14 protein-coding genes are annotated in these 17,171 nt (G+C 71.1%); 3 read left to right on the top strand and 11 right to left on the bottom strand.

Going from position 1 to position 17,171, the window contains the following annotated elements; translation table 11 throughout:
- Positions 1-47 precede the first annotated feature (47 nt).
- The 7 genes from pstB to mshD form a co-directional block, all read right to left on the bottom strand.
- Positions 48-824 (bottom strand): phosphate ABC transporter ATP-binding protein PstB, encoded by a 777-nt coding sequence (gene pstB, locus ACIQK6_RS00115; RefSeq protein WP_402694028.1) that lies wholly within the window; start codon positions 822-824, stop codon positions 48-50.
- Positions 825-852: 28 nt separating this feature from the next.
- On the bottom strand, positions 853-1,935 hold the full coding sequence (gene pstA, locus ACIQK6_RS00120) for a phosphate ABC transporter permease PstA (RefSeq protein WP_329100496.1): 1,083 nt from the start codon (positions 1,933-1,935) through the stop codon (positions 853-855).
- On the bottom strand, positions 1,935-2,924 hold the full coding sequence (gene pstC, locus ACIQK6_RS00125; RefSeq protein ID WP_030009314.1) for a phosphate ABC transporter permease subunit PstC: 990 nt from the start codon (positions 2,922-2,924) through the stop codon (positions 1,935-1,937). Before pstC ends, pstA begins: the two co-directional genes overlap by 1 nt.
- 128 nt (positions 2,925-3,052) lie before the next feature.
- Positions 3,053-4,189: a phosphate ABC transporter substrate-binding protein PstS gene (pstS, locus tag ACIQK6_RS00130; protein ID WP_402694029.1), complete on the bottom strand. Its 1,137-nt coding sequence runs from the start codon at positions 4,187-4,189 to the stop codon at positions 3,053-3,055.
- 247 nt (positions 4,190-4,436) lie between these two features.
- Complete coding sequence (locus ACIQK6_RS00135; RefSeq protein ID WP_402694030.1) at positions 4,437-5,402, bottom strand: CHAD domain-containing protein; 966 nt, start codon at positions 5,400-5,402, stop codon at positions 4,437-4,439.
- Entirely contained in the window at positions 5,383-7,647 is a 2,265-nt protein-coding gene (locus ACIQK6_RS00140; protein ID WP_329100501.1) for an RNA degradosome polyphosphate kinase, read from the bottom strand. The genes ACIQK6_RS00135 and ACIQK6_RS00140 overlap by 20 nt, the downstream gene beginning before the upstream one ends.
- A 377-nt stretch (positions 7,648-8,024) precedes the next feature.
- Positions 8,025-8,951 (bottom strand): mycothiol synthase, encoded by a 927-nt coding sequence (gene mshD, locus ACIQK6_RS00145; RefSeq protein WP_329100503.1) that lies wholly within the window; start codon positions 8,949-8,951, stop codon positions 8,025-8,027.
- A 170-nt stretch (positions 8,952-9,121) separates the two neighbouring features.
- On the opposite strand from mshD, the gene ACIQK6_RS00150 reads away from it, so the two are divergent.
- Positions 9,122-10,939, top strand: coding sequence for a bifunctional metallophosphatase/5'-nucleotidase (locus ACIQK6_RS00150; RefSeq protein ID WP_402694031.1), 1,818 nt, complete (start codon positions 9,122-9,124; stop codon positions 10,937-10,939).
- A gap of 98 nt (positions 10,940-11,037) precedes the next feature.
- On the opposite strand, the gene ACIQK6_RS00155 is transcribed toward ACIQK6_RS00150, so the two are convergent.
- Positions 11,038-11,826 carry an alpha/beta fold hydrolase gene (locus ACIQK6_RS00155; RefSeq protein ID WP_402694032.1) on the bottom strand — a complete coding sequence of 263 codons (789 nt, stop codon included), beginning with the start codon at positions 11,824-11,826 and terminating at the stop codon, positions 11,038-11,040.
- A gap of 126 nt (positions 11,827-11,952) precedes the next feature.
- Between ACIQK6_RS00155 and ACIQK6_RS00160 the strand changes: the two genes are divergently transcribed.
- Positions 11,953-12,522, top strand: a complete 570-nt coding sequence (locus ACIQK6_RS00160) for a TetR/AcrR family transcriptional regulator (protein ID WP_329100510.1) — start codon at positions 11,953-11,955, stop codon at positions 12,520-12,522.
- Between the two features lie 81 nt (positions 12,523-12,603).
- Entirely contained in the window at positions 12,604-13,548 is a 945-nt protein-coding gene (locus ACIQK6_RS00165; protein WP_402694269.1) for a phosphatidylinositol-specific phospholipase C, read from the top strand.
- Here the strand turns inward: ACIQK6_RS00165 and ACIQK6_RS00170 are convergent.
- The 3 genes from ACIQK6_RS00170 to ACIQK6_RS00180 all read right to left on the bottom strand — a co-directional run bounded on the left by ACIQK6_RS00170 (position 13,528) and on the right by ACIQK6_RS00180 (position 17,074).
- The gene (locus ACIQK6_RS00170) at positions 13,528-14,973 is read right to left on the bottom strand and encodes a HAMP domain-containing sensor histidine kinase (protein WP_329100512.1); all 1,446 of its coding nucleotides are present in this window, start codon (positions 14,971-14,973) and stop codon (positions 13,528-13,530) included. The genes ACIQK6_RS00165 and ACIQK6_RS00170 overlap by 21 nt on opposite strands.
- The gene (locus ACIQK6_RS00175) at positions 14,970-15,701 is read right to left on the bottom strand and encodes a response regulator transcription factor (RefSeq protein ID WP_329100513.1); all 732 of its coding nucleotides are present in this window, start codon (positions 15,699-15,701) and stop codon (positions 14,970-14,972) included. The genes ACIQK6_RS00170 and ACIQK6_RS00175 overlap by 4 nt, the downstream gene beginning before the upstream one ends.
- A 74-nt stretch (positions 15,702-15,775) precedes the next feature.
- The gene (locus ACIQK6_RS00180) at positions 15,776-17,074 is read right to left on the bottom strand and encodes a S1C family serine protease (protein WP_402694033.1); all 1,299 of its coding nucleotides are present in this window, start codon (positions 17,072-17,074) and stop codon (positions 15,776-15,778) included.
- Positions 17,075-17,171 lie beyond the last annotated feature (97 nt).

Below are 17,171 nucleotides of genomic sequence, written 5' to 3' on the forward strand. Positions count from 1 at the left end.
CCTTGCGGTGGCACCGCCATGCAGCACCGCAGGACGCCTGTCCCGGTTTAGCCGAAGCGACCCGAGATGTAGTCCTCGGTCGCCTGGACGGACGGGTTCGAGAAGATCCGGTCCGTGTCGTCGAGCTCGATGAGCTTGCCGGGCTGGCCGACGGCCGAGAGGTTGAAGAAGGCGGTGCGGTCCGAGACGCGGGCCGCCTGCTGCATGTTGTGCGTCACGATGACGATCGTGAAGCGCTCCTTGAGCTCGCCGATCAGGTCCTCGATCGCCAGGGTGGAGATCGGGTCCAGGGCGGAGCAGGGCTCGTCCATCAGCAGGACCGCGGGCTCGACCGCGATGGCGCGGGCGATGCACAGACGCTGCTGCTGGCCGCCGGAGAGGCCGGAGCCGGGCTTGTTCAGGCGGTCCTTGACCTCGTTCCAGAGGTTGGCGCCCTGGAGCGACTTCTCGACGATGTCCGTGAGCTCGGACTTCTTGAACTTGCCGTTCAGCCGCAGGCCCGCCGCCACGTTGTCGAAGATCGACATGGTGGGGAAGGGGTTCGGGCGCTGGAAGACCATGCCGACCGTGCGGCGGACCGCGACGGGGTCCACGCCGGTGCCGTACAGGTTCTCGTCGTCCAGCAGGACCTTGCCCTCGACGCGGCCGCCGGGGGTGACCTCGTGCATGCGGTTGAGGGTGCGCAGGAAGGTGGACTTGCCGCAGCCGGAGGGGCCGATGAAGGCCGTTACGGAGCGGGGCTCCACGGTCATCGAGATGTCGTCGATGGCCTTGTGGGTGCCGTAGAAGGCGGACAGTCCGGAGACGTCGATTCGCTTCGCCATGGGGGTCACTTCGCTTTCATGAGTCGCGTCAGCGACCGGTCTTCGGGGCCTTCCAGCGGGCGATGCCGCGGGCCACCAGATTGAGGATCATGACGAAGGCGATCAGGACGAGCGCTGCGGCCCATGCCCGGTCGTAGGAGGCTTCACTGCCGACCTTGTACTGCTCCCAAATGTAGAGCGGGAGCGAGGACTGGGCGCCTTCGAAGGGGTTGCCGTTGATGAGCTGGGAGCCGAAGACCAGCAGCATGATCGGCGCGGTCTCGCCGGCGATGCGGGCGACGGCCAGCATCAGGCCGGTGGAGATGCCGCCGATCGCGGTCGGGAGCACGACCTTGAGGATCACGCGCCACTTCGGCACACCGAGGGCGAGGGCGGCCTCGCGCAGCTCGTTCGGGACGAGCTTGAGCATCTCCTCGGTGGAGCGGACCACGACCGGCATCATCAGGATCGACAGGGCCATGGCGCCGGCGAAGCCGGACGGGCCGAAGCCGAGCATCAGGTTCCAGGTCGTCAGGATGAACAGGCCCGCGACGATGGAGGGGATGCCGGTCATGACGTCGACGAAGAAGGTGACGGACTTGGCGAGGCTGCCCTTGCCGTACTCGACCAGGTAGACGGCGGTCAGCAGGCCGATGGGGGCCGCGATCAGCGTGGCGAGGGCGACCTGTTCGATGGTTCCGAGCAGGGCGTGGTAGACGCCGCCGCCCTCGTCGAAGCTGGTCACGCCGTTCATCGAGTGGCTGAGGAAGTTGCCGCTCAGGAGCTTCAGGCCGCGGCTGATCGTGGTCCACATCAGCGAGAGCAGCGGGATGACCGCGAGGACGAAGCAGACCCACACGAGGGAGGTCGCGACGCGGTCCTTGGCCTGGCGGCCGTTCTCGATCACCGCGCTGGCGGTGTACGTGACGGCGATGAAGAGCAGTGCCGCGAGCAGACCCCACTGGATCTTGCTCTGGAGGCCGAAGGCGAGGCCGATGCCGCAGCCGAGGGCGATCGAGAGGGCTGCGATGGCCGCCGGGGCCCAGCGGGGCAGGCCGCCGCGGGTGAGGCCGGCGGGGGCGGCGGACTTGCGGGCCCGGGTGGGCCGCTGGTCCTGGATTGCGTGGCTCATCAGGCGTTCGCCCCCGAGAAGTCCTTGCGGCGAGCGATGATCAGGCGAGCTGCACCGTTGACCAGCAGGGTGAGCAGGAAGAGGACGAGACCGGAGGCGATCAGCGCGTCGCGGCCGAACTCGTTGGCCTCGTCGAACTTCGCGGCGATGTTCTGCGCGAACGTGCCGCCGCCCGGGTTCAGGATGTGGCCGGAGATCAGGAAGCTCGGGGAGAGGACGGTCGCGACGGCCATGGTCTCGCCGAGTGCGCGGCCGAGGCCGAGCATCGAGGCGGAGATGACGCCGGAGCGGCCGAAGGGCAGCACCGACATGCGGATGACCTCCCAGCGGGTCGCGCCGAGGGCCAGGGCGGCCTCCTCGTTCATGCGCGGGACCTGGAGGAAGACCTCGCGGCTGACGCTGGTCACGATCGGCAGGATCATGATCGCGAGCAGGATGCCGACGGTGAAGAGCGAGCGGGCCACGCCGACCTGGGTCTTCTCGAACACGTACGTCCAGCCGAGGTACTCGTCCAGCCAGAGGTTCAGGCCGTTGAGTTGCGGGACGAGGAAGAGGGCGCCCCAGATGCCGTAGATGATCGACGGCACGGCGGCCAGCAGGTCGACCACGTAGGCGAGGGGCGCGGCCAGCTTGCGCGGCGCGTAGTGCGAGATGAACAGGGCGATGCCGACGGCGATCGGGACGGCGATGGCCATCGCGACGATCGAGCTGACGACGGTGCCGAAGAGCAGGACGGCGATGCCGAAGACGGGCGGGTTGGCCGACGCGTTCCAGTCGAAGGTGGTGAGGAAGTTCCCCTCGTTCTTCGACAGGGCGATCGAGGCGCGGTAGGTGAGGAAGGCGGCGATCGACGCCATGATCACCAGGAGCAGGATGCCGGAGCCCTTGGAGAGCCCGGCGAAGATCTTGTCACCGGCGCGGCCGGTGGATCCTCCGCTACGGGTGACAGGCGGAGCCGTGTCTATCTGGGTGGGTGTGGTGGAAGCCATGGTCTTTCCGGTCTGTGTGGGGGGCAGGCCCCCTGGCGGCGGTGCACCGGATTCCCCCGGGTGAAGGGGAAGGGTCCCGGTCCGGTCCGCTCCCGGACGGGGGAGCGGACCGGACCCGGGGTCAGGATTTAGCCGAGGCCGTTGATGGCTTCGCGGACCTTGGTGTTGATCTCGGCCGGGATCGGGGCGTAGCCGTTCTCGAGGAGGACCTTCTGGCCCGCGTCCGAGGCGGCGTAGTTCAGGAAGGACTTCACGGTCGGGAGCGTCTCGGGCTTGTTGCCCTTGTCGCAGACGACCTCGTAGGTCACCAGGACGAGCGGGTAGGCGCCCTCGGCCTTGGTGGTGTAGTCGAGCTTGAGGGCCAGGTCGGAGCCGGTGCCGGCGACCTTGGCGGCGGCGATGGCCTTGGAGGCGTTCTCACCGCTGGCCTTGACCGGGGCGGAGGCGCCCGTGTTCAGGTCGACGGTCTTGATGTTCTGCGAGCTGGCGAAGGAGAGCTCGAAGTAGCCGATCGCACCGTCGACCTGCTTGACCTGGGCGGCGACGCTGGAGGAGCCGGAGGCCGACTGGCCGCCCGGGGCGGCCCACTTCTTCGCGGCCTCGTACGGCCAGGCGTCGCCCGCGGTGGCCTTGAGGTACTTGGTGAGGTTCTCGGTGGTGCCCGAGTCGTCGGAGCGGTGGAAGGCCTGGATGGCGGTGGAGGGAAGCGTGACGCCGGGGTTCAGCTTCTTGATCGCCTCGTCGTCCCACTTCTTGATCTTGTCGTTGAAGATGTTGGCGACCGTGGCGGCGTCGAGGTTCAGCTTGTCCACGCCGGCGACGTTGAAGCCGAGGGCGATGGGGCCGCCGACCATCGGGAGGTCGATGCCCTGACCGCCGGTGCAGATCTTCTTCGACTCCTCGACCTGCTCCGGCTTCAGCGCCGAGTCGGAGCCGGCGAAACCGACCGTGCCCTGGTTGAAGGCGACGATGCCCTCACCGGAGGAGGAGGACTTGTAGTTCACCTCGACGCCGGAGCAGGCGGCCATGTAGTTCTTGATCCACAGCTCGATGGCGTTCTTCTGCGCGGAGGAGCCGGAGGCCAGGAGCTTGCCCTTGGCGTCGTCGCACTTGATGTCGCCCGCGGCGGCCGTGGAGGGCTTCGCCGAGCCGTCGGCGGTCTTGGTGTTGTCGTCCGAGCCGCACGCCGTGAGGACCAGGGCGCCGGACACGACAAGCGCCCCGAGGGCGGAGGCACGAAGCATGTTCTTGCGCTGAAGCTTCACTTTTCGGGTGTTCCTTCCAGAAGCCGCCGGCCGCTTTCTGTATCGGGGCGGCGTGCGAAGAGGACTACGTCGGTTGTGCGCGGCTGAGCTGCTCGACCTCCGGGCGACTCGCTCCGTGCATCACCGAAATTAGGCAGAACAGGTGAAGCAGCCGACCGGCCCGAGTGAACGGATGGTGAACCGTGGCGGACGACCCGGTGCATCCCGGTCCGGTCACCCATGGCCGTCATCATCCGTTACCCGCACGTTATCGCGGCGTGACCGCGGGTTCGGGGAGCCAGATGTGCTGGAACTCGAGACGGGCGGCCTCGACCTCGTGGCGCTGGTCGGCGTGCAGGACGCCCAGGGCGTAGGCCGTCGCCGGGGCGATGCGCGGGGTGCGGGCCGCCGTCGCCGAGGCGGTCGCCGCCTCGGCCGCGTCACGGTGGCGGTCCAGGGCCTCGCCCGCGGCCGCCGGCCGACTCACGTCCTCGCCGAGCGCCTCCCGCGCGTACCGGTGGACCCGCAGCAGGCGGCGCACCTCGTGCCAGGGCCCGTCGTGGTCCGCGTTGTACGGATGGGCCCCGTCGACCGGGGGCAGCGCCGCGACCGCCGCCGACAGTCGGGTTTCGGCCACGGCGGCCAGCGGGACGAGTACCTCCGTCACCCGGCCCCGGGCCGCGACCGCGTCCAGCGGGACCTCCGAGGCCAGCACCGCCACGGCGTCCGCCACCGCGTGGAAGCGGGAGGAGCCGAGCGCCTGGAGGGTGGCCGAGTGGGCGCGCGTACGGGCCAGGGTCAGCTGCCGTTCCAAAAGCGCGCCCGCCCGTGCCGAGCCCACCGTCAGCGCGCCGGCCGAGCCGCGCGGCGCCGGCAGTTCCGGGGACCCCGACAGCCGGTGCAGGGCCTCCATCAGCCGGGTCAGCCGGGCCGCGTACGCGTGCTCGTCGGCCAGGGTCGAGGACAGCCACACCAGCTCGGTGCGCAACCCGTCGGCCCAGGAGGACTCGGTCACCACCCGGAAGGTGGCCAGGGATCCGCTGATGCGGCGCGCAGCCCCCCGCAGGCTGCGCGCCGCATCGCTTCCTTCGGCGGCATCGGCCCCGCCCGCCGTGCCTTCACCGTGGAGGCGCAGCGCGCGGAGGAAAGCGGTTGCTTGGGCGCGCAGGTACGCGCCGAGCACGGCACCTGCGTCCGCCGTCGCCGTAATCGGGTCATGGTTTGGCTGAGCCACGCCGGCGCCTCCGGGCGTCTATGAGCGTCTCCTGTACGTGCCGCAGCGGCTGGCCGTCCGCATCCGTGCTGTGCCGGGTCCACTCGCCGTCCGGGCCCAGGTGCCAGGAGGAGGTGGCGTCGGACATCCCGGTTTCCAGCATCCGGTCCAGTGCCGCGCGGTGGGCCGGGTCGGCGACCCTGACCAGGGCCTCGATGCGGCGGTCGAGGTTGCGGTGCATCATGTCGGCGCTGCCGATCCACACCTCGGGTTCGCCGCCGTTGCCGAAGGCGAAGACCCGGGAGTGTTCCAGGAAGCGGCCGAGGATCGAGCGGACCCGGATGTTGTCCGAGAGCCCGGGGACCCCGGGGCGCACCGCGCAGATGCCGCGCACCCAGATGTCGACGGGCACTCCCGCCTGGGAGGCCCGGTAGAGCGAGTCGATGAGGGCCTCGTCGACGATCGAGTTCATCTTGAGCCGGACGTAGGCGGGGCGGCCGGCCTTGTGGTGGGCGGCCTCCTTGTCGATCCGCGCGATCAGTCCGTCCCGCAGCGAGCGGGGCGCCACCATCAGCCGGCGGTAGGTCTCGCGGCGCGAGTAGCCGGACAGCCGGTTGAAGAGGTCGGAGAGGTCCGCGCCGACCTGCGGGTCGGCGGTGAGCAGGCCGAGGTCCTCGTAGAGCCGGGCCGTCTTGGGGTGGTAGTTGCCGGTGCCTACGTGCGAGTAGCGGCGCAGCGTCTCGCCCTCCTGGCGGACGACGAGCGACAGCTTGCAGTGGGTCTTGAGGCCGACGAGCCCGTAGACGACGTGGCAGCCGGACTCCTCCAGCTTGCGCGCCCACTTGATGTTGGCCTGCTCGTCGAAGCGGGCCTTGATCTCGACGAGTACGAGGACCTGCTTGCCGGAGTCGGCGGCGTCGATCAGGGCGTCCACGATCGGGGAGTCGCCGGAGGTGCGGTAGAGCGTCTGCTTGATGGCGAGGACGTCCGGGTCGGCGGCGGCCTGTTCCAGGAAGGCCTGCACCGAGGTGGAGAAGGAGTCGTACGGGTGGTGCAGCAGGACGTCCCGCTCGCGCAGCGCGGCGAAGATGTCGGGCGCGGACGCGGACTCGACCTCGGCGAGGTCGCGGTGGGTGCCGGCGACGAACTTCGGGTACTTGAGCTCGGGGATGTCCAGCGAGGCGATCCCGAAGAGGGCGGTCAGGTCCAGCGGGCCGGGCAGCGGGTAGACCTCGGAGGCGTTGACCTTCAGTTCCTGCACCAGCAGGTCCAGGACGCCCGGGTCGATGGACTCCTCGACCTCCAGGCGCACGGGCGGGCCGAAGCGGCGCCGCATGAGCTCCTTCTCCAGGGCCTGGAGCAGGTTCTCGGCGTCGTCCTCCTCGACCTCCAGGTCCTCGTTGCGGGTGACCCGGAACATGTGGTGCGCGAGCACCTCCATGCCGGGGAACAGCTCCTCCAGGTGCGCGGCGATGACGTCCTCGAGCGGGACGTAGCGCTGCGGGGAGGCCTCCAGGAAGCGGGAGAGGATCGGCGGGACCTTGACCCGGGCGAAGTGGCGGTGGCCGCTGACGGGGTTGCGCACGACCACGGCCAGGTTCAGGGAGAGGCCGGAGATGTACGGGAAGGGGTGCGCGGGGTCCACGGCCAGTGGGGTCAGCACCGGGAAGATCTGGTTGCGGAACAGGGTGAAGAGGCGGGCCTGCTCCTTCTCGGTGAGATCGGGCCAGCGGATCAGGTGCACGCCCTCCTCGGCGAGGGCCGGGGAGATGTCCTGCTGGAAGCAGGCGGCGTGCCGGGCCATGAGCTCGCGCGAGCGCGTCCAGATGAGGTCCAGCACCTCGCGGGGCTGGAGGCCCGAGGCCGAGCGGGTGGCGACGCCCGTGGCGATGCGCCGCTTGAGGCCGGCCACGCGCACCATGAAGAACTCGTCGAGGTTGCTCGCGAAGATCGCCAGGAAGTTGGCGCGCTCCAGCAGGGGCGTGGTGGGGTCCTCGGCGAGCTCCAGCACCCGTTCGTTGAAGGCGAGCCAGCTGCGCTCCCGGTCGAGGAAGCGTCCCGGCGGGAGCTCGTCGCCGTCCTTGTCGTCGTAGGCGTCCAGATCCGCGTCGAGATCGGGCTCCAGGTCGACGTGCGGGCGGTGCGCCGAGATGGAGCCTATGCGGGCGTGGGCTCCGGTGGCGGACCGGCCGGGGGTGGCGGCGGGGGTGTGAGACGGGTGCTGGGCGGGGACCTCGGTGGGGCCTGCGCTGGGCTGGTGGCTCATGACTCCATTGTTCCGCGCAAGCGGCAGGACAGGCGCGTCGGAAGGGTTCGCCGTCAGTCGGAGTCGGGGCTGCATTGGGGGAGAGTCGCAAGCGCTTCTGAATGCCTGGTTAATGGCGTGTGGCTTCCCGGGTCCGGATGGCGCACGAGTCGCCTCCCGGCGGGGGTGGCGGGGGCCGGTGCGGTTTGCCTCCCGGCGGGGGTGGCGGTGCGGTGCGCCCCGGCGTGCGCGGGTGCGGCGCCGTTGCGGGGGCTCCGCCCCCGGGCCCCCGCCGGGCGCTGCCCGGACCCGCGCCTCAAACGCCGGCGAGGCTGGTTTTGTCGCGCCTCAATCGCCGGCGGGGCTGGGCGTGGACCCGGAGCGGCGCCGCAGGCGGATCAGCTTTCCGTGCGGTACATCAGGTCGACCTCGTGGGTGGTGAAGCCGAGGCCCTCGTATACGGCCAGGGCCGCCGGGTTGTCGGCGTCCACGTAGAGCATGGCCGTCGGCAGGCCCTGGGTCGCCAGGTGGCGCAGGCCGATCGCGGTGAGGGCCTTGCCGAGGCCGCCGCCCTGGGCGCCCGGGCGTACGCCGACCACGTAGACCTCGCCCAGCTGCTCCGCCGCGTGGACCTTCGTCCAGTGGAATCCGACGAGCTCGCCGTCGCGCTCCGCGAGGAAGAAGCCCTTGGGGTCGAACCAGGGCTGCGCGATCCGGTCGTCCAGGTCGCGCTGGGTCAGCGAGCCCTGCTCGGGGTGATGGGCGAAGGCGGCCGCGTTCGCCGTGAGCCAGGCCTTGTCGTCGGTGCCGGGCACGAAGGTCCGTACGGTCACCCCCGGCGGGAGCACCGGCTCCGGCAGCGGGTCCCCGCCGGCCAGTGGCCGGCGCAGCTGGCGCAGCTCGCGGAAGAGGGTCAGGCCGAGTACCTGCGCGAGGTGCCGTGCGGCCGACTTGCCGCCGTGCGCCCATACCCGCAGCCGCTTGCCGGAGGCGGCCAGCAGGGCCGTGCCCATGGCGCGCCCGTGTCCGCGGCCGCGCAGGGCCGGGTGCACGACGAGTTCGGCGGCGGGGGCCTCCACCGGGTCGGTGTCCTCCAGTTGCCCGTAGGCGGAGAGCCGGCCGCCTTCGGTGAGCAGGAAGTGCCGGATCCCCTCGCGCGGTCCGCCGCGCAGCTGGAGCCGGCCCTGTTCGGACACGGCGGTGGTGCCGTCGGTGCGTGCCGCGTCCTCGATCAGGTCGAGCACGGCGATCGCCTGTTCCTCCGTCAGCTCGTCGAGGGTCTGAATCTGCCGTCCCGGCTCGAGGGCCGCTGCTGCGTCAGTCATGGCACGAGCCTACGACCGCCGCGGGTGACGGGCGGAGTGCGGGTTGGGGGGTCGGTCGTTCTTCTGCACGTAACCAACGCGATACTCCTACCCACTGGTAGAGCTACGCGCGTTGACCATAGGCTTCGGCGGACCTCCCACATTCTCCCGCTGCCACATAAGGGGATTAAATGTCAGTGACGCCACAACGGCACCGCCGAACCCGCCGGTTGACCCTCACCGCCCTCGCCGTCACCGCCGGCGCCGGGGCCATGGTCGCCGCCGCACTGCCGGCCGGTGCCGCGAGTGGTGGCGGTGCGGCCAAGAGCCGGACCGTCGACGTGCAGATGCTGTCGTTCAACGACTTCCACGGCACTCTGGAGCCCCCGCAGGGCTCGTCCGGCACCGTGACCGAGCGTCAGGCCGACGGCACCACCAAGGCCATACCCGCGGGCGGTGTCGAGTACCTGGCGACCAGCCTGCGCGAGGCCCGCAAGGGTCACGAGTACTCCGTCACGGCCGCGGCCGGTGACATGATCGGCGGCAGCCCGATGCTGTCCGGGCTCTTCCACGACGAGCCGAGCATCGAGGCGCTGAACAAGATCGGTCTGGACGTCTCCAGCGTCGGCAACCACGAGTTCGACGAGGGCAAGACCGAGCTGCGCCGCATGGGTTACGGCGGCTGCCACCCGGTCGAGGGCTGCTTCGAATTCGGCAAGGAGTTCACCGGCGCCCAGTTCCAGTACCTCGCGGCCAACGTCACGGACGTGAAGACCAAGCGTCCGCTGATGTCGCCCACCTACGTCTGGAAGAAGGGGGACGTGAAGATCGGCTTCATCGGCGTCACCCTGGAGGGCACTCCGGACGTCGTGACCGCCGAGGGCGTCAAGGGCCTCAAGTTCGGCGACGAGATCGAGACGATCAACAAGTACGCCGCCGAGCTGAACAAGCAGGGCGTGAAGTCGATCGTCGCGCTGATCCACGAGGGCGGCCTGCCCGCCAGTGGCGCTTACAACTACGACTGCAACGTCCCGGGCGCCGGCGCCGGCATCTCGGGCGCGATCGTGGACATCGCCAAGAACGTGGACTCCAAGGTCGACGCGCTGGTCACCGGCCACACGCACCAGGCGTACGCCTGCAACATCCCGGACCCGGCGGGCAACCCGCGCACGGTGACCTCGGCCGCCTCCATCGGCCGCCTGTTCACCGACACCACCCTCACCTACGACCGGCAGACCAAGGACATCGTCCGTACGCCGGTCACCTCGCCGAAGCCGATCAACAAGATCGTGGGCCGGGACCAGCCGAAGGCCCCGGACATGACCGAGCTGATCGACCGCTGGAAGGCGCTGGCGGCCCCGATCGCCAACCGTCCGCAGGGCTTCATCTCGGCCGACATCCCCGGCCGCGGTTCCGAGGCCCCCGAGAAGCCGCTCGGCGACCTGATCGCCGACGCGCAGCTCGAAGCGCTCGCCCCGGCGGACAAGGGCGGTGCGCAGCTGGCCCTCATGAACCCGGGTGGCATCCGCTCGGACCTCGCCTACAAGGCCTCGGGCGACGAGGGCGACGGTGTGGTGACGTACGGCGAGTCCTTCACGGTCCAGCCGTTCACCAACATGATGAACATCGTGGACCTGACCGGCGCACAGCTGATCACCGCGCTCCAGCAGCAGGTCAGCGGTCCGGTCAACGGACCGAACCCGAAGATCCTGCAGGTGTCGAAGGGCTTCACGTACACCCTGGACTCGACCAAGGCGGGCGCGGACCGCATCGTCGTGGACTCGGTGAAGCTGAACGGCGTGCCGCTCGACCCCGCCAAGACCTACCGAGTCGCGATGAACGAGTTCCTCGCGGGCGGCGGTGACGGCTTCACCGTCCTGAAGGAGCACAAGAACAAGCTCGTGGGCGCGTCCGACCTGGACTGCTTCAACGCCTACCTGACGAAGAACTCCTCGGCGGCCGCCCCGATCGCCCCGCCGGCGGCGAACCGCATCACCGTCATCAAGTAACCCCCGCACACAGCGCGCCCGAAGGGGCGGTGGGCCGGTCGGCCCGCCGCCCCTTCGGCGTTTCCCCGTGCACCCCCGTGGCGCGGGGACCGGACGGATCAGAGGGCGGCCAGGAACGTCCCGACCGCGGTGTGGAAGGCGTCCGGGTCCGTGAAGGGCACGAAGTGGTCGCCGTTCAGGGGGGTGTACGAGGTCTTGGGGCGGCGCGCGACCATCGCGTCGGCGGTGTCCCGGCGCAGGGCCTGGCTGTGGACCCCGTGGATCAGTACGGCCGGGCAGGTGCTCGCGAGCCAGGCGTCCCAGTGGTCGCCCCGGCAGGCCTCGATGGAGTCGAGCATGTCCTGCGGGTGGAACGGTAGCCGCCAGCCCTCGCCGGAGGGGAGCGGGCGCAGGGCCTGCTCGACGAACTGGGCGCCCACCGGCCCGGCGGCTTCGAGGAGTTCCTCGCGGGTGGGGGCGGTGTACCGCATGCCGTGCAGGAAGTCGAAGAGGGGGCCCTCGGTGGTGGGGTGGATCTCGACGGTGGCGTCGACGTCGATGAGTGCGGAGATCCGATCGGGGTGGGCGGCGGCGAGGTGGTAGGCGTTGAGGCCGCCGAGGGAGTAGCCGAGGAGGGCCACGGGGGCGTCCAGGCCGAGGTGGTCGAGGAGGGCGACGGCGTCGGACACGTAGCCCTCGCGGCGGTAGTGCGGGGCCCGGTCCGAGCCGCCGTGGCCGCGCTGGTCGGGGGCGATGACCCGCCAGGCGTCGCCGAGGTGCGCGGCGAGTCCGGCGAAGGCGAGGCCCTCGGACAGGCCACCGTGCAGGGCCAGCAGTGGGCGGCCGGTGCCGCCGGAGTCCACGTAGGACAGGGTGCGGTCGTCGATCTTCATCTCGTGGCGCTGCATGGTGTTCCTCCCCGTTTCGTCGGTCTTCTGATCTGACGGTGCCTGAAGCCTGCCAGGATTTAGGCAAGCGCGCAATACAGATGTATTGGGCGCTTGCGCAAGATCTGCCGCGGCTACGATCCCCGCATGGGAAATCGCGAGGACCTGCTGGCCGGAGCGCGGCGCTGCCTGGAGGAGAAGGGCTACCTGCGCACGACCGTGCGGGACGTCGCCACGGCCGCGGGGGTGAGCATGGCCGCGATCGGCTACCACTTCGGATCCCGGGAGGCCCTCCTCAACCAGGCCCTGTTCGCCGCCATGGAAGAGTGGGCCGCGGGGTCCGGTCGGCTCACCGGTGAGGGCGAGACCGCGGGGGAGCGCTACGCCGACACCTGGGACCGCAAGATCCGCGACTTCGGCGAGATGCGCTGGCTCTGGCTGGCCTCCGTCGAGGCCTTCGTCCATGCGCAGTCCTCGCCCGAACTGCTCGCGATCCTCGCCGAGGGGCAGCGCCGCAACCGGCGGATGGTGGCCGCGGCCCTGCGCGGGGTGCCGCAGGAGGAGGTCTCCGAGGCGGACGTACGGGCCCTCGGCTCGATGCACATCGCGCTGCTCAGCGGGGTGATGGTGCAGACCCTGACCGATCCGGAGCAGGCCCCCGACGGCCGCGAGCTCCTCCAGGGGCTGCGGTCCATGGTCGAGCTGCTCGAGAGCTGACCGCTACCGACAGGTAGTATAGCTGACGTGTGCACGCCATAATCCGGCCATCATCGGGTCGGCGAAGGGGCGGGCATGGCCATGGGCATCGGCACGCGCACGGACACGGACAGGGACGCGGACACGGGCCTGCACACGGACACGGGCTCGGGCCGGCGCACGGGCTTGGGCCGGCGGGCGTTCCTGGCCGGAGCACTGGCCGCCGGCACGACCCTGGGACTGGGGACCGCACCCGCCTCGGCCGCGACGCTCGGCACCCAGGACTGGATGGCCGGCCTCGGCGACTCCACCGTCCTCCAGCGCATGACCATCCCCGGCACCCACGACTCCGGCGCCACCAAGGGCGGCCTCTACGTCGCCTGTCAGAACACCTCGATCGCCCAGCAGCTCGACTCCGGCATCCGCTTCCTCGACGTCCGCTGCCGGGTTACGGGCGGCTCCTTCGCCATCCACCACGCGGCCTTCTTCCAGGACCTGATGTTCGGGGACGTCCTCGTCGCCTGCTGGAACTTCCTCGCCGCGCACCCCGGTGAGACCGTCCTGATGCGCGTCAAGCAGGAGTACTCCGGGGAGAGCGACACCACCTTCCGCGCCGTCTTCGACGATTACCTGGACAACCGCGGCTGGCGACCCCTGTTCCGGATCTCCGACACCCTGCCCACCCTCGGACAGGCCCGCGGCAAGGTGGTCCTGCTCGCCGACAACGGCGGCCTGCCGGGCCTGCGCTACGGCGACGGCAACGTCTTCGACATCCAGGACGACTACAACACTGAGCCCTTCGCCAAGCGCGGCCGGATCGAGAACCACTTCCGCAAGGCCGTCCAGCAGCCGGGCAAGCTCTTCGTGAACTACGTCAGCACCGCGGCGTACATGCCGCCGCGCTGGAACTCCGACCGGCTGAACCCGCAGGTGCACTCGTTCGTCGACGGCGGGGAGCTGGCCGGCCGGACCGGGCTGGGCGTCGTCCCGATGGACTTCCCGAACACCCGCTCCGGCCTGGTCGCCTCACTGATCGGGCACAACTGACGGATCGGAGGGCGGCGGGGTCGGCGCCCCAGGGATGCGGAGCACCGCCTCCGTGCCCGGGCCGCCGTCGGCCGCCGCCCGGAGCTCGGCGCTGCCGCCCGCGCGCGCCACCGTACGGGCCACGATCGACAGGCCCAATCCGCTGCCGGGCAGGGCGCGGGCCGACTCGGACCGCCAGAACCGCTCGAAGACGTGCGGCAGGTCCTCGGCCGGGATGCCCGGACCGTGGTCCCGTACGGTCAGCTCGCCCGCCCGCAGCGTCACCGCGACCGTGCTGCCCGGCGGGCTGAACTTCACCGCGTTGTCCAGGACGTTGACCACCGCCCGCTCCAGCGCCGCCGCCTCGCCCCGTACGTACCAGGGCCGCAGGTCCGAGTCGAAGCGGAGCTCCGGACCGCGCAGGCGGGCCCGGGACAGCGCGGCCCCGGCGATCTCGTGCAGGGCGACCACCTGGAGCGGGCCCCCCGCTCCGGCGTCCGGCCGCGACAGCTCCTGCAGGTCGCCGATCAGCGAGGCCAGCTCCGTCATCTGCGCCTTGACCGAGGCCAGCAGCTCCCGCCGGTCGTCGGGCGGGATGGCCCGGCCGGTCTCCTCACTGCGGGCGAGCAGCTCGATGTTGGTGCGCAGCGAGGTCAGCGGGGTGCGCAGCTCGTGTCCGGCGTCCGCGATCAGCTGGGCCTGGCGTTCCTGGGAGGAGGCGAGGGCCGCCGTCATCGAGTTGAAGGACCGCGACAGGCGGGCGATCTCGTCGTCCCCGGCGTCGGGGATCCGAACCGTCAGGTCCTCGGTGCGGGCGATGTGCTCGACGGCGTCGGTCAGCTCGTCGACGGGCTGGAGTCCGGTACGGGCCACCCACAGGCCGGCGACCCCGGCGCCGACGATGCCGATCCCGGAGACCAGGAGCAGCACCCAGGCCAGGGTGGACAGGGGTTTGTCGATGTCGGCGAGCGGTTTGGCGATGGAGACGCCGCAACAGACCTGGCCGGTGTTGGGGACCACCACCGGGATCGTGTAGACGCGCATCTCGACGCCGTCGGAAGTCGTCACGGTCTGCAGGGTCTTGCCCCGCGTGCCCGCCGCGATCTCCTTGTCGGCCCCGGTCACCGGCAGGGCGGTGGGCCCGGCGACCCAGCAGTGCCTGCCGTCGGGCCGGACGATCTGGACGGTCGCGCCCAGGTTCCCGGCGATCTGCTGCAGGGGCTGCTGCGGCGGCGGGAGGCAGTCGTTCTGCACCAGGGTCCGGCTCACCTCGGCGCCGACGTTCGTCGCCATCAGGGAGCGGTCGAGCTGCTCGCGCAGCTGGGTGCGGACCATCACCCAGGAGACCGCCGCCACGGCCGCGACCGCGAGCGCCACCGCCACCGTGACCAGCAGTGCGAGGCGGGAGCGCAGCGGCAGCGCGCGGAATCTGGCCGTCGGGCTCACTCGGGCCCGCTCTCGCCGGCGCGCAGGGCGTAGCCGACCCCGCGCACGGTGTGCACCAGGCGCGGCTCGCCGCCGGCCTCCGTCTTGCGGCGCAGGTACATCACGTACACGTCCAGGGAATTGGAGCTGGGCTCGAAGTCGAAGCCCCAGACGGTCTTGAGGATCTGCTCGCGGGTCAGGACCTGGCGCGGGTGCGCGAGGAACATCTCCAGCAGCGTGAACTCGGTCCGGGTCAGCTCCACCGGCCGCCCGGCCCGGGTGACCTCGCGGGTCGCGAGGTCCATGCGCAGGTCGCCGAAGGTCAGGGCGTCCTCGTGGCTCTCGCCGGCGGCCCGTGCGGCGGCGTAGGAGCTGCGGCGCAGCAGGGCGCGGACCCGGGCGAAGAGCTCGTCGAGTTCGAACGGCTTGACGAGGTAGTCGTCGGCTCCCGCGTCGAGGCCGGTGACGCGGTCGCCGACGGTGTCGCGGGCGGTGAGCATCAGGATCGGGGTGACGCTGCCGGAGGCGCGCAGCCGGCGGGCGGCCGTGAGCCCGTCCATCCGGGGCATCTGGATGTCCAGGACGATCAGGTCGGGGGCGTACGAGGCCGCCTTGTCGAGGGCGTCGAGCCCGTCGACCGCGGTCTGCACGGCGTACCCCTCGAAGGCGAGACTGCGGCGCAGGGCCTCGCGAACGGCCGGTTCGTCGTCGACGACGAGGATCCGCGCTTCGCCTTCGGCGGCGTTCATGGATGGGTCTCCCAGGGATGGTGGTCGGCCGTGGAGGCGGCCCGGTGGGCCGCCTCCAGCCTCGCACGGGTGGGTCAGAAGCTGGTGCCGAAGCCGTTTGCGGCGGAGCCGGCGCCGGAGCCGGAGCCGGAGCCGGCGCCGGAGCCGGAGCCCGTACCGGAGGAGCCCGCGCCGCCGGGGCCGCCCTTGCGCAGGGAGTCCAGGTCGGCCTTGATCGTGTCGACCGGGATGGCGAAGCCGAGGCCGACGCTGCCGGCGGCGGAGTTGCCGGAGGCGGGCGAGTAGATCGCCGACGGCATGCCCACGATCCGGCCGTTCATGTCGACGAGGGCGCCGCCGGAGTTGCCGGGGTTGAGGGAGGCGTCCGTCTGGAGGGCCTTGTACGAGGTGGTGTCGGAGCCGGTGTCCCCGTTGAACTGGCGGCCGCCGAAGGAGAACGGCCAGCTGTCCTCGCCCTGCTGCCGGCCCTGCGGGGACTGCTGCTCCGACTTCGGCACCTTCACCTCGCGGTTCAGCGCGGAGACGATGCCGCTGGTGACGGTGCCGGTGAGGCCGTCGGGCGAGCCGATGGCGACGACCTGGTCACCGACCTTGACGCCGCCGGAGTCGCCGAGCGCGGCGGGCTTCAGCCCGGAGGCGCCCTGGAGCTTGATCAGGGCCAGGTCCTTGTCGGGGTCGGTGCCCACGATCTTGGCCGGGTACTTCTTGCCGTCGCTCATCGTCACCTGGATCTGGGAGGCGCCGCTCACCACGTGGTTGTTGGTGACGACCTCGCCGTCGGCGGTGAGGACGATGCCGGAGCCGGTGCCCTGGCCGGAGCCGGTGCGGACGTCGATGCGGACGACCGAAGGGCTGACCTGCTCGGCGACTCCCGTGACGGTGCCGGAGTTCGACTGCGAGACGTTGGTGCCGTTGACCCCGCCCCCGGTGCTGCCGGCCTGCCGCTCCATCAGCTGCTGGACGGCGGCCGCGGTGCCGCCGCCGACCAGGGCCGCGGCGAGCGCGACGGCGGCCAGCAGGGCGACGGGCCGCTTGGCCCGCGGTGCGGGGGGCGCGGCGTGGGCGGGCTGGCGGGGGCCGCCGCCCTCGCCCCCGCCGACGCCGCCCGCGGCCGCCGGGACCGTCTCGCCCCGGATGACCGGCGGCAGGTGCGCCTCGTGCCAGCCGGGCGCGGCCGGCGGGTACGAGGGCGGCGGCGGGTAGGCCGCGGGGGCCGCCGCCCCGGCTCCGGCCCCCGCTGCGGTCCCGGTCCCGGCTCCGGCCTCCTGCGTCAGCCTGTCGTGCCCGCGCTGCCAGTCCTCGCCGAACGGCGCGTGCTGGGCCGGGCTGTTCTCCTGCGGGTACTCGCCTTCGCGGCGGAAGCTGTCGGTCATGGCACCGACTCTGGCCGCAGATCATGAGAGCTTCCTGAGTCAGGCCTGAGAAGCCCGACAGAACCTGCTACGACCGACCTGAGAACCGGCCTTGACC

Source organism: Streptomyces sp. NPDC091682, assembly GCF_044756625.1.
Classification (GTDB): Bacteria; Actinomycetota; Actinomycetes; order Streptomycetales; family Streptomycetaceae; genus Streptomyces.